Origin of the sequence: Novosphingobium sp. G106 (genome assembly GCF_019075875.1) — a bacterium.
Lineage (GTDB): Bacteria > Pseudomonadota > Alphaproteobacteria > Sphingomonadales > Sphingomonadaceae > Novosphingobium.
Map to the genome: position 1 here is coordinate 812,815 of NZ_JAHOOZ010000001.1, position 12,264 is coordinate 825,078.

Consider the following 12,264-nt stretch of genomic DNA (forward strand, 5'->3'; position numbering starts at 1 on the left):
TGACATGGCACTTGCTGACCGTGAGCTGATTACACGCCTCCTGACTTCGCCTCTGGAAGATGTCCTCGCCGAAGCCTGCGCGCGCCGCGATGCGCGCGGTCCGGCCCGGATGACCTACTCCCCGAAGGTCTTCATTCCGCTGACACGGCTCTGCACCGACGTCTGCCACTACTGCACTTTCGCGACCACGCCCTCGCAGGTTCACGCGCCCTACCTGACGCCCGAGGAAGTGCTCGACATCGCCCGCGCCGGTGCTGCCGAGGGCTGCAAGGAAGCGCTGTTCACGCTCGGCGATGCTCCCGAGCGCCGCTACGCCGCCGCGCGCGACTGGCTGGCCGAGCGCGGTTTCAGCCGCACGATCGACTATGTCCGCCACTGCGCCGAGCTGGTGCTCAAAGAGACCGGCCTGCTGCCGCACGTCAACGCGGGCGTGCTCGAAGAGGCCGACTACCTGATGCTGCGTCCGGTCGCGGCCTCGTGCGGGCTGATGCTGGAAAGCACTTCGACCAAGATCCTCGAAAAAGGCGGGGCGCATTACGGCTCGCCCGACAAGGTGCCGGCCGTGCGCTTGGCCTCGCTCAAAGCCGCTGGCCGCGCGCGGGTGCCGATGACTTCGGGCATCCTGATCGGCATCGGCGAGACGCCTGAGGAGCGCATCGAGTCGCTGATCGCGCTGCGCGACGTGCATCTGGCCCACGGCCACCTCCAGGAAATCATCGTCCAGAACTTCTGCCCCAAGCCCGGCACAAAGATGGCCGAAGCGCCCGAGGCGACCGAGGCTGATTTCCTGCGCGTGATCGCCGCCGCGCGGATCATCCTGCCAGACGAAGTCTCGGTCCAGGCACCGCCCAATCTCAACGACGAGCGACTGGTCGAGCTGATCGGCGCGGGCATCGACGACTGGGGCGGCATCTCGCCCGTCACGCGCGACCATGTGAACCCCGAGGCGCCCTGGCCCGAGATCGAGCGGATGGAAGCGATCTGCGCGCGCGAAGGCCTGCCATTGGTCGAGCGTCTGACCGTCTATCCACGCTTCGTCGCCACCGATGATCTCTCGTGGATCGACGCCAAGCTGCGTCCGGCCGTGCTCAAGCTGTCCGACGCCGAGGGCCTCGGCCGCGACAGCCGCTGGAGCCCCGGCGTTTCCGATCACGCGCCCGCTACGCCTGCGCTGCCGCTCGGCCGTCGTTATGAGGGCCCGACCACGCCGGCGCTGCACCGCATCCTCGATCGTGCCGCCGGTGGCAACGAGCTGTCGGTCGAAGACATCGTCGCGCTGTTCGCCACGCGCGGCGCCCAAGCCCAGGCCGTGGTCGAAGCGGCTGACACGCTGCGCCGCGAGGCCAAGGGCGAGACGGTGACCTATGTCATCAACCGCAACATCAACTACACCAACATCTGTACCCATTCGTGCAGCTTCTGCGCCTTCTCGAAGACCAGCTCCAAGGGCGGTTTCCGCGACAAGCCCTACAACCTCGACCTCGGCGAGATCGCCGACCGTGCGCGCGAGGCCGTAGCCAAGGGCGCGACCGAGGTCTGCCTGCAGGGCGGCATCCATCCGACCTACACGGGCGACACCTATGCGAGCATCGTCCGCGCGGTGAAGGACGCCTGCCCGGATCTCCACGTCCATGCCTTCTCGCCGCTTGAAGTGTCGCAGGGTGCGAAGACGCTGGGTGTTTCGGTTAGCGACTACCTGAAGCGGCTCAAGGACGAGGGGCTGGGCTCACTGCCCGGCACCGCCGCCGAGATACTCCACGACGACATCCGCGCGCAGATCTGCCCCGACAAGCTGACCACGGCCGAATGGCTCGGCGTGGTGCGCGACGCCCACCTGGTCGGCCTGCCGACGACCTCGACGATCATGTACGGCCACCTCGAGCGGACCGAGCACTGGGCGCACCACTTGCTCGCCCTGCGGCGGCTTCAGGAGGAAACCGGCGGCATCACTGAATTCGTGCCGCTGCCGCTCGTTCACATGGAAGCGCCGATGTACCGGCGCGGGCAGAGCCGCAAGGGTCCGTCCTGGCGCGAGGCGCTGATGATGCACGCGGTGGCGCGGCTCGCGCTCTACGGGCAGATCGACTCGATCCAGTGCTCGTGGGTCAAGCTCGGCGTCGATGGCGCCGCGGCGGTGCTCGCGGCCGGTGCGAACGACCTCGGCGGCGTGCTGATGAACGAAAGCATTAGCCGCGCGGCGGGCGCCAGCCACGGGCAGGAGCTCAGCGTCGACGAACTGTTCCACGCCGCGGCTTCGGCCGGGCGGCCGCTCAAGCGGCGCACGACGCTTTACAAGATGCTGGACGAGGCGGAGCCGGAGATCGCTTAGGCGCGATCTTCTCTCAACCGTCACCCCTGCGAAGGCAGGGGTCCAGCTAAGCTCTCGTCACGGCACGGTTGGTGCGATGATGCAGCGTTAGCTGGGCCCCTGCCTTCGCAGGGGTGACGGTTCGTTTTGTGGTTTGGTCTCAACCCCGCATATAGACCGTCAGCGACCTGATCTTGCCCTCGTCGTCGAACCGGTAATGGTTCGTCGTGTGCCGCACGCTGCCGTCGGGCAGCTGCGCCTCGATCTCCGCCGCTATACCTTCCGATCCCACGAACCGGCCGCCCGGATTGGGGAAGGGAGAGCCCGAACCGAACACCATCGTCTGGAACTCGCGGATCGCAGCCTTACCCTCGAAGACCTGGCCATTCGGCAAGGCATAGGTCGCGTCCTCGGCGAACAGCGCCATCCAGGCGTCGATGTCCTTGGCGCGCACGGCCGCGAAATAGGCGTCGACCGTTGCCGAGCGATCGGCAGGGGCGGGCTTGCCTTCGGCCTCCGCGGCGGCGCGACGGAGCCGAGCCAGCATGACGTCGCAGGAGGCGAGCAGGCCGGCGAGCTGCGTGGTCTCGCGCACCTCCAACTCGCGGCAGTGATCGACGTCCTTCTTGAGCAGATCGTGCAGGCCCCGGATGCTCCCGGTTGCGCCCGTGCCTTCGCGCGGCAGGACCATGCCGGGACCGACGCGCAAGGCGAAGCTCTGCGCCGAACCGGCCATGAAGGCGTCGATCAGCTGCTGACGATCGAAGCCCATGTCGACGCCGATATCGACGATCGCCGCCGACATGCCGTAGTTGGCGATCGAGATCAGGTTGTTTAGCAACTTGCCTTCCTGCCCCCGGCCGACGGGGCCGAGGTGGGCGAGGTTCTTGCCGATCGCCTCGAGCCAGGGCCGGGCACGTTCCAGGTCTTCCGGTTCGGCGCCGACGTAAAGCGAGAGCTGGCCCTCGATCGCCGCCGGGCCGCCGCCCGAGACGCCGACGTCGACGAAACCGACGCCGTATTCCCTGGCTTTGGCAGCCAGCTTCTGCGCGAGCTCGGGCGAGACGGTCGAATGCAGGATCACCGTGCCGCCTTGGCCCAGCGCCTCGAACAGCCTGCCGTCGCCGGCCACGCTTTCGAGCTGATCGTCGGTCCGTACGCAGATGCCGAGCAATTCGGATTTCCCCGCCGTCTCGATCGGATCGCTGGTCGTCTCGGTTCCCGGCTCGTCGAAGGCGGCGAGCATTTCGGGCGAGTTGTCGCAGCCGATCACGGCGAAGCCGCTGCGCGCCAGCCGCCGCGCGATCGGCGCGCCCATGGAACCGAGGCCGATGAAGCCTGCGCGCGGCGTGCTCACGGCCGCATCACCCAGCCGCCGTCGATGTGGATCACCTGGCCGGTGATCCAGGCGCCGGCTTCGGAGCACAGCAGGATCGCCGCGCCGACCAGCTCATCGGGCTCGCCGCGGGGGCGGGTCGCGCAGGTCATCTGGAGGAACTGGATGAACGGGCTGTCGTCGGGTACGAGCAGCTTGCCGGCGTCGGACTTGACGTTGCCCGGCGCAATCGCGTTGCAGGTGATGTTGTCCTTGCCCCACTGCTTGGCGAGCGAGGTGGTCAGACCTACCAGCGCCAGCTTCGAGATGCCGTAGAGGCTGGTCGCGGGGAAGGCACCGCCCGAGGTCTGGTTGACTATCCGCCCGCCGCCGCGCTCGCGCATCGAGGGTGCGACCGCTCGGGCGCAGAGGAGCGCGCCGGTCAGGTTGACCGCGAAGGCCTTGTTCCAGGCCTCGACCGAGACCGTGTCGATCGAGTCGTAGGACACGTCGACCATCAGCGCGGCGTTGTTGATCAGGATGTCGACGCCGCCGAAAGCCGCTTTGGCCGCTTCCGCCATGGCCAGCGTCTGTTCCTCGTTGGAGACATCGACGCCTACCGCGATGGCCTTGCCGCCCGCCGCATTGATCTCGTCGGCGACGATCTGGGCGCCGTCCTTGTTGAGGTCTGCGACGACCACCGAGGCGCCGGCATTGGCGAAGCCCAGCGCATAGGCGCGGCCGATCGAATTGCCGCGGCCGCCGGCGCCGGTGACGACGGCGACCTTGCCGTCGAGGCGGAACTGGTCGAGCGAGAATGCCATTTTCGATTTCCTATCAAAATCCGTCCATCCTGAGCTTGTCGAAGAACTGTCCTTCTTGCGGCAGGTGCTGGGACGAAGAAAAAATGCAGCCCTTCGACAAGCTCAGGGTGATCGGGGTTAGGTGGTTAGCGGATCATTCCGGATTGGCCGCGGCGAGGAAGCGCGCAGAAATGGCGGCGATCTCGTCCGCGCCTTCATGGCCGGGGAGAACCGCCTTGAGCAGGTTCATGTCCTTGAGCAGCATCGGCGCGCCGGTGGCGAAGGCCGCGGGCGAAGGCAGGCGGGCGAAGACGCCGAAGCCGAAGCTGTTGCCGCTGCTCGCGGGGATTAGCTCGACGAAGGCCGCGCGGTCGATGCCGAGCGCCTGCGCCGCCTCGATCGCCGCCTGAGCTACGCCCATGTGCGCCGAGAGCATGGCGTTGTTTACGATCTTGGCGCGCTGGCCGGCACCGGCGGGGCCGAGCAGCGGGATCAGCCGGCCGAAGGTCTTGAACACCGGCAGGGCAGCCTCGTAAGCCTCCTGCCGCCCGCCGCACATCACGGTCAGCGTGCCCGCCTCGGCGCCGGGTGAGCCGCCGCTGACCGGGGCGTCGATGAGCTGGAGGTCGCGCGCGTCGCACTGGGCTTCGAGCTTGGCGACGGTCTCGGGCAGGATCGTCGAATGGATCGCGATGCGGCTGCCGGGCTTCATCACGGGGATGAGCTGGTCGGTGATCGACAGCACGTCGGCATCGTTGACCACGCAGATGCCGACATGGTTGCAGGCCGCGCCGAGCTCGGCGACGGTAGCCGCCGCTTTCGCACCCTTGGCCGTATAGGCCTCAAGCACTTCGGGCCGCCGCGCCCAGACGACGAGGTTCATGCCCGCGTCGACGATGCGGTGCGCCATGGGGCCGCCCTGGCTGCCGACGCCGATGAAGCCGATGGTTTCGCTCATATGCCCTCAGCCTGCCGTTATGCCGGCATCGATCGAGATGCAGGCGCCGTGATAGGAACGCCCCGCGGGCGAGGCGAGCAGCGCGAAGAGGTCGGCGACGTCGTCCACCTCGACCTGGCCGCGCAGGCCCGAGAAGCGCTGGATCAGATCGTACTCGACGCCCTCGGGCATGGTCATGCCGTTGGCGATGTTGGTTATCATCCCGCCCGGCGCGACCGCGTTGATGCGGATCGGCTTGCGCGAATATTCCATCGCCATGGACTTGGTCATGTTCAGGATTCCCGCCTTGCTCGCGCAATAGGCCGCGGCATAGGCCTCGCCGATGAGCGCTGCCGAGGAGGCGCAGTTGACGATCGCGCCATTGCTCTCAAGCAAATGCGGGATCGCCGCCTGCGAGAGGAAGAACGGTGCATTGAGGTTGACCGCGATGGTCAGCAGGTAGTCGCTCTGCGCCATCTCGTGGCTGTTGGCGAACTTGACGATCCCCGCGATGTTGCAGAGCGCATCGAGCCGGCCGAACTTCGCCACCGCCGCCGCCACCGCGCCCTTGCAGGCCTCGGGCTCGGCGAGGTTGGCGACGTGGGTCAGGACCTGCACGCCGTCCAGCATCGCCGCGGTCTCGGCCAGGGCATCGGCGTTGACGTCGACGATGCAGAGGTCCGCACCGGCCTGGGCGAGCTTGACCGCGGTCGCGCGGCCTAGCCCCGATGCGGCGCCGGTCACCAGCGCCGCTTTGCCCTTCATGTCGATTTCAATGCCCATGTCTTACTCGTTCCAGCCAAGGCCGGCTTCGACCTTCTGTGCCATCTGCATGATGATCCCGTTGACCAGCGAGGCGCGCGGCCAGCCGGCGTGGACGCCGTATTGAAGCGAGAACTCGAGCATCTCTTCGCGGGTGCAGTTGCCGCTCTTCATGCCCGCATAGAAGTGCGACTTGATCGGGATTTCGGCAGCGCTGTTGGCGACGGCGACCAGCGTGATCCAGCGGCGCGCGCGCTCGTCGAGACCCGGACGCCACCACATCTCGCCGAAGACGAAGTTGTTGATCGCTTCCTGGAACGGGTTCGACGAAGGCCCGCCGGGGAAGGTCATCGTCTTGGTGAATTCGGCCTGGCCCTTCTCGCCGCGCTCGACGGGATCCCAGGCTTCACCACGGATCGGCGGACATTCGGCGGGCTTGAGGCCCAGCGCCTGCTGCGCGCGGTTGATCGCCGCGTCGAGTTCCTGGCCGCGCGGCCAGCCGCCATAGACCGAGAGATGCAGCGCCGCCTCGCGCAGTTCGGCAAGGCTCAGCTCGCCGCTTTTCAGCGCACCACGGACGTAGCCGTCGATCATCGCGTCGCCGGCGGCGCTCATCACCGCGCCGGCCATCGAGATCAGATAGCGCGAACGGCGGTCGAGGCCGGGCCGGCTCCAGACTTCGGCATAGACGAAGTCGCGGACGGACTCCTCTACCGGCGTGCCCGCTGGCGCAGGAGACTGGCCGTTGACCTCGGCCTGCAGCGCAATGCCGCGATCGGTTCTTTCCCGGGGATCGAGTAACTGGCTCACTGTCCGCCTCCCAGCTTTGCGACGTTCATGTAGACGTTCTTGGGTTGCATGAATTCGTGCAGCCCCTCTATGCCGCCGAGCCGGCCGTGGCCGCTCTGCTTCCAGCCGCCGAACGGGACGTTGGGCTGCATCGCCTCGCCCGAGCCGTTGACCTGGATCTGGCCGGCCTGCAGCTCCCGCGTGACGTAGTGCGCGCGGTGCAGGTTGGTGGTGTGGACGTAGGCGCCGAGGCCGTAGGGCGTGCCGTTGGCCAGCGCGATCGCCTCGTCCTCGGTGTCGAAAGGCGTGACCGCCAGAACCGGTCCGAACACTTCGTTCTGCGCGATTTCGCTCTCGTGAGCGACATCGGCGAGGATGGTCACCGGCAGGTAGAAACCGTCAGCATGGTCGCCGCCCAGCCGCTCCCCGCCCGAGACGAGGCGGCCGCCCTGCGTGATGCCGCGCTCGACCATGCCGAGGATGCGGCTGATCGCCGGCTCGGAGATGACAGGGCCGAGCGTGGTCGCCTGATCCATCGGATCGCCGACTTTGATATGGCCGGCCATCGCGCTCAGGGTCTGGAGATAGGCATCATAGACGCCGCGCTGCACGAGCAGCCGAGTGCCGTTGACGCAGCCCTGGCCGTTCGCCGAAACGGCGCCCGAGAGCCCGCGCTTGGCCGCATCCTGCAAGTCGGCGTCGTCGAAGACGATGACCGCCGATTTGCCGCCCAGCTCCAGCCCGACAGGCTTCAGGCTCTGCGCGGCGCTGGTGAGGATCTTCTTGGCGGTCGCGCCCGAGCCGATGAATTCGATCTTGTCGACACCCGGATGCGCGACCAGCGCCTCGCCGGCATCGGGGCCGCCCGTGACGAGATTGACCACGCCCGCCGGAAAGCCGGCTTCCTGGATCAGTTCGACCAGCTTCATCGGGCTGTACGGCGCGAGCTCCGGCGCCTTGAGGACGATGCAGTTGCCCGCCGCCAGGGCCGGGGCCATGACCATCGTCGCTGCGAACAGCGGGCCGTTCCACGGCACGATGACGCCGACGACGCCGTAGGGTTCGTAGTTGACGAAGTCGTGCACCTCGCCCTGCCACATCGGGATCGTGCGGCCGTGGATCTTGTCGGCCCAGCCGCCGAAGTAGCGGAACTTCTGCGCGGCATCGTAGCCCATGTAGTTGGCGAAGGCCGCAAGCGAGCCGTTCTCGGCAATCAGCGAGGGGCCGAACTCGGCCGATTTCGCCTCGAACAGGGCGGCGAGCTTGAAGAACAGGTCGCGGCGCTTGTCGCCGGGCATGGCGCGCCAGGCGGGAGCGGCGGCGCGCGCAGCGGCCACGGCGCGATCGACGTCATCGGCATTGGCCATCGTGATCTCGCGGGTGACAGTGCCGGTACCGGGATAGACGTGAGCGAGGGTCGCGCCGCTGCCCTTTTCCTCACGGGTGTCGCCGATGATCAACGGATAGCGCGGCAGCGCGTCGAGCGCCGGTTGCCTGAAGGCCATGATGTCCTCTCCATGGGCGAGGCAAGGGGCCTCGCGAATCGTCATAATTAAATAGGCATATTTTTAGGCTGGCAAGCGGAATATGATGCGAGTATCATCGTCCTATCGATAAAAACATGCACATAATTGGATTATGCCGATGGTTGAGGAGGTTGAAGCCAAGAGCGGTGCGGGCAAGCGCCAGCTGGTCCAGCAGACCACCGATGCACTGCGCGAGCTGATCTTCGCGCGCGAGCCCGACGAGTTGATCGGATCGCTGCCCGACCTGGCGCGATTGCTGGGCGTAGGCATCGTCACGGTCCAGCAGGCGGCGCGCATCCTCGAGCACGAGGGGGCGCTCGAAGTGCGACGCGGGCCGGGCGGGGGCTACTACGGCAAGCGGCCCGATGCGGCGGCGCTCGAACGCTCGCTCGCGGCCTACATGCGCACGCGGCCGCACGGCTGGGAAGAGGCGCTCGACATGACCTCGCTGCTGTTCAACGAGCTCTGCGCCGCCGCGGCGCGCGAGGGCGACGCGGCGCTCCATCCCGAACTGCGCGGAATCGCCGACCGCATTGACCTCTGCCTGCGCGAGATCGATACGGGTGAGTGGGAAGAGGAATTCCAGGACCTGCTGTTCCGCATGGTCGAACGGCCGCTGTTCGAGCTGCTGACCCGCGTGACGCTTCGCTTCTCCACTACCCGCCCGCGGACCGAGCCGATCTATCGCGACGCCGCCGCGATCGAGGGTTGGAAGGCGGGCCGGCACCGGATCATCGACGCGATCCTGGCGCGCGACGGCGAACTGGCGCACTTCGAGGCGAACCGGAGTAACCGCGTAGTCGTGCTGGACTGGCTGCGCCGGGCGCGGGGATAATTCCTCCTCAAGCAAGCTCGAGGAGGAACCGAAATTACATCTTCCGGGTCTGTTCCCAGGCCGCGTCGGTCATCCAGGTATATTCGAGGTAGTGGCCGAACTTGGCGCGGCCATCGAGGTAGAGAAACTTGAGGTTGTCCCCGCCCATGTCGCGCTCCATCGCCACGGGCAGATCCTGCTGATCGACGCGGGCGCGGAAATCGGCCCAGTCCTTTACCCGCATGCATGTCTGATGGAAACGGATCGGACCGCCGTTCGACGGAGCATTGGCATAGATGCCGAGCGGGTCCTTGATTGCCTGGATCAGCTCGTACTGCATCTCGCCGATCCAGATGAAGCAGAGCCGGATGTGGTTGATGTACTCGCGGCCGTTGGCGTTCACCGGCTGCTCGACTTCGATGATGTGCGGTTCGTGCGTCATCCCGCGGCCGCGGAACTGGGCGATCCCTTCCTCGAGATTGTCGCATGCGTAGCCGAGCTGGTAGAGATGTCCTTCAAGCATTTCCGTTTCTCCCGATGTTTTCTCGCCAAAACCCGCACCGTCATCCCGGACTTGATCCGAGGTCCCGCTGTTCTTCCAGCGGTCGCAGACAACCGCGAGAAGTGGGACCCCGGGTCAAGCCCGGGGTGACGAGAATGGGGAGGCGCCTAGTTTACTTCCCTTCCGGCTCCACGTCGTAGCGCGACAGGTAGCGCTCGAAGTGCGGCGCGAGGCTTTCCTTCGACAGGCCGAACTGCGCCAGCTTGTATTCGTGGACGCCGAACTTGTCCTGCGGGTTGTCGTCGACCCAGCCCTGGATGCCGGCTTCGGCCTCTGCGGTGAATTCGTCGCCGAGCTCGGCATAAAGCTTCTTCGTCGTGCCGATCGGGTCGCGCGTCAGATCGGCGTAGTGGACGTCGATGATCTTGTCCTCGCCGAACTTGTCGCGGAAATCCATGATCCGGTTGACGTGCTGGAACTGCTGCCACGAATAGTTCTCGCCCAGCCACTGATGATCGACCTTGCCCATGAACATGTTGTGGCTGAGCTGGATCAGGCTCGCGAGCGAACCGGTGGCGGTATAGGGATCGCGGTGCGTCCAGATCACCCGCGCGTCCGGATAGACCTTGAACAGGTATTCGAGGAACAGTGAGTGCGACGGTTTCTTCAGGTTCCACACGCCCGGCGCCTTGTGCTGGAGCACCTGGAGGAACTTCTTGTGGTACTCGTAGGACGAGGTCATGTCGGTGCTGAAGATGAAGTCGCGGTACTTGGGCAGGATGCCCTTGGACTCGATCATCAGCGTCTTGAAATCGCCGGCCATCATGAACACGCATTCGTTCGGATAGACCGCCGAGCCGCGGTAGAACTTGCCCGCGGCGGGATTGGCCGCGAGCATCGCGCGCTCCTGCTCGAGCCGGGCGAGGGCGCGCGGATCGGTGTAGAGCGTCTCGGGCGTCGCCGGCGGTACCGGATCGTCGATCTCCCAGGTCAGCGGCGAGCGGCGGCCGGGATCGGCGGCGAGCAGGTTCGACATCAGCGTGGTGCCGGTGCGCGCCATGCCCATGACGAAGACGGGGCGTTCGATCTTGCGTTCGAGCAGTTCGGGGTTCTGCTTGAGGTAGCCGGCGATCTTCAGGCGGCTGCGCAGGTAGTGCAGCGTATCGTCCTTGGCACGCTGGATGCCCGCGTCGACATAGCGGCCGATGGCGATGCCGTCGTTGAAGTCCTCGACGAAGACTTCGAGGCCTTCGCGGTAGGTCTCGGCATCGAACGCGTCGATGCCGGTATCCTTGTGCGCCTGGTCGATCAGCGCGTCGACGGAGATGAGCTCGGCCATCGTCAGGGTCCTTCTTCCCGATGTTCAGTGACTAAGGCCCTGCGGCCCGTTGTGCGCGAGGTAACCCCTCCGGGGAGGGGGTTGGCAATGCGCTTGCAACCAGAGAACGGGACGGCTCGTCGAAATCGGGACAAGACCCGTCAGCCCGCGCCAATTCCCCCGCATCTGCCTTTGCCGGAACTGGCTGGGGCTGATCCCGACCGCGCGGCGGAAGGCGAAAGTGAAGCTCGACGGTGAGGAGAAGCCGAGCGTGAAGGCGATCGTCTTGACGTTCTCGCCCGCCACCAGCAGCCGCTTGGCGCCTTCCATGCGGCGGCTCTCGACATAGTCGCCGATCGAGCAGCCTCGGCTGACCTTGAAGCCGCGCGTGAGCTGGCGGACCGAGATGTTGCAGAGGTCGGCCAGCTCGCCGAGCGAGGGGAAGGTCGGATCGTCGGCCAGCCGCTCGTCGATCAGCCGCAGCCGCCAGCCGGCGAGGCCGCCCGTGGTCGGGCGCTCGTCGACTTCGAGGCAGAAGCGCGCCAGTTCGATCGCCAGTTCGCCGGTAAGGAATTCGAGCATGCGGCCGGCGGCGAAGCCGGGGTGGCGGACTTCCTGGGTCAGGCGGAACAGCAGCGCGCGGATGCGGGCGCTGGTGAGGTCGATCGTCGCCGCGAGCTTCTGGTCGGTCCAGGCGAGCTCGTGGCCGATCACCGCGCCCACCGCGGCGCGGTCGAGGAAGCAGAGCAGCGAGGCCTGCCGGCCGCTGTCGCCCTTGATATGCATGGCCTCGCCCGGCGGGATCATAAAGATGTCGCCGAGCCGTTCGAAGCGATGCGGCCCCCAGTGCTCGTGATAGCAGGCGCGCGCGTTGAGCGGGCGCGGTGTGAGGCACATGTTGATCTGATAGCATTCGGCGTCGCCGAGCGTGGATTCGGTCGCCGCGGGAATGTCGTAGCGGACGAGCTGCGCGACTGCCGCCTCGCCGCGCAGTTCCGCGTCGACGATGATCGTTGCCTCGCGCGTGGCTATCGGATCCTGTCCCAGCGGCATCGGAGCATTGTGTCTCTGATTAAACGGTCTGTCCCGGAATCTACAGATAGCGAGGTTGCGGCACAAGCGCGTCGGGAGGAAATCTGCGCGCCATAACGCGCCTGGGAAAAGGCGCCGTTCGCTCATGCCGAGGAGAG

The 12,264-nt window shown here is 66.5% G+C and carries 11 protein-coding genes; 2 read left to right on the forward strand and 9 right to left on the reverse strand.

Annotation, left to right across the window (positions count from 1 at the left end; genetic code table 11):
• Nucleotides 1-4 precede the first annotated feature (4 nt).
• Nucleotides 5-2,329 (forward strand): 5-amino-6-(D-ribitylamino)uracil--L-tyrosine 4-hydroxyphenyl transferase CofH, encoded by a 2,325-nt coding sequence (cofH, locus tag KRR38_RS03835; protein ID WP_217398780.1) that lies wholly within the window; start codon nucleotides 5-7, stop codon nucleotides 2,327-2,329.
• A 139-nt stretch (nucleotides 2,330-2,468) separates the two neighbouring features.
• On the opposite strand, the gene KRR38_RS03840 is transcribed toward cofH, so the two are convergent.
• From KRR38_RS03840 to KRR38_RS03865, 6 genes are all read right to left on the reverse strand, one after another.
• Entirely contained in the window at nucleotides 2,469-3,665 is a 1,197-nt protein-coding gene (locus tag KRR38_RS03840; protein WP_217398782.1) for an NAD(P)-binding domain-containing protein, read from the reverse strand.
• A complete protein-coding gene (locus KRR38_RS03845; RefSeq protein WP_217398784.1) occupies nucleotides 3,662-4,447 on the reverse strand; it encodes an SDR family oxidoreductase in 786 nt (261 codons plus the stop codon). The genes KRR38_RS03840 and KRR38_RS03845 overlap by 4 nt, the downstream gene beginning before the upstream one ends.
• Before the next feature lie 133 nt (nucleotides 4,448-4,580).
• The gene (locus tag KRR38_RS03850; RefSeq protein ID WP_217398786.1) at nucleotides 4,581-5,384 is read right to left on the reverse strand and encodes an NAD(P)-dependent oxidoreductase; all 804 of its coding nucleotides are present in this window, start codon (nucleotides 5,382-5,384) and stop codon (nucleotides 4,581-4,583) included.
• A gap of 6 nt (nucleotides 5,385-5,390) precedes the next feature.
• The gene (locus tag KRR38_RS03855) at nucleotides 5,391-6,146 is read right to left on the reverse strand and encodes an SDR family NAD(P)-dependent oxidoreductase (protein WP_217398788.1); all 756 of its coding nucleotides are present in this window, start codon (nucleotides 6,144-6,146) and stop codon (nucleotides 5,391-5,393) included.
• A 3-nt stretch (nucleotides 6,147-6,149) separates the two neighbouring features.
• Entirely contained in the window at nucleotides 6,150-6,935 is a 786-nt protein-coding gene (locus KRR38_RS03860; protein WP_217398790.1) for a carboxymuconolactone decarboxylase family protein, read from the reverse strand.
• Nucleotides 6,932-8,419, reverse strand: coding sequence for an aldehyde dehydrogenase (locus KRR38_RS03865; protein ID WP_217398792.1), 1,488 nt, complete (start codon nucleotides 8,417-8,419; stop codon nucleotides 6,932-6,934). Before KRR38_RS03865 ends, KRR38_RS03860 begins: the two co-directional genes overlap by 4 nt.
• Nucleotides 8,420-8,558: 139 nt before the next feature.
• Here KRR38_RS03865 and KRR38_RS03870 point away from each other — a divergent pair, with 139 nt between their 5' ends.
• Nucleotides 8,559-9,275, forward strand: coding sequence for an FCD domain-containing protein (locus KRR38_RS03870; RefSeq protein ID WP_309140971.1), 717 nt, complete (start codon nucleotides 8,559-8,561; stop codon nucleotides 9,273-9,275).
• Nucleotides 9,276-9,309: 34 nt separating this feature from the next.
• Here KRR38_RS03870 and KRR38_RS03875 read toward each other — a convergent pair whose 3' ends face one another.
• The 3 genes from KRR38_RS03875 to KRR38_RS03885 form a co-directional block, all read right to left on the reverse strand.
• Nucleotides 9,310-9,777 (reverse strand): VOC family protein, encoded by a 468-nt coding sequence (locus tag KRR38_RS03875; RefSeq protein ID WP_217398796.1) that lies wholly within the window; start codon nucleotides 9,775-9,777, stop codon nucleotides 9,310-9,312.
• A 151-nt stretch (nucleotides 9,778-9,928) separates the two neighbouring features.
• The gene (locus KRR38_RS03880) at nucleotides 9,929-11,095 is read right to left on the reverse strand and encodes a sulfotransferase (RefSeq protein WP_217398798.1); all 1,167 of its coding nucleotides are present in this window, start codon (nucleotides 11,093-11,095) and stop codon (nucleotides 9,929-9,931) included.
• Nucleotides 11,096-11,119: 24 nt separating this feature from the next.
• Entirely contained in the window at nucleotides 11,120-12,127 is a 1,008-nt protein-coding gene (locus KRR38_RS03885) for an AraC family transcriptional regulator (protein WP_217398800.1), read from the reverse strand.
• Between the last annotated feature and the right edge of the window lie 137 nt (nucleotides 12,128-12,264).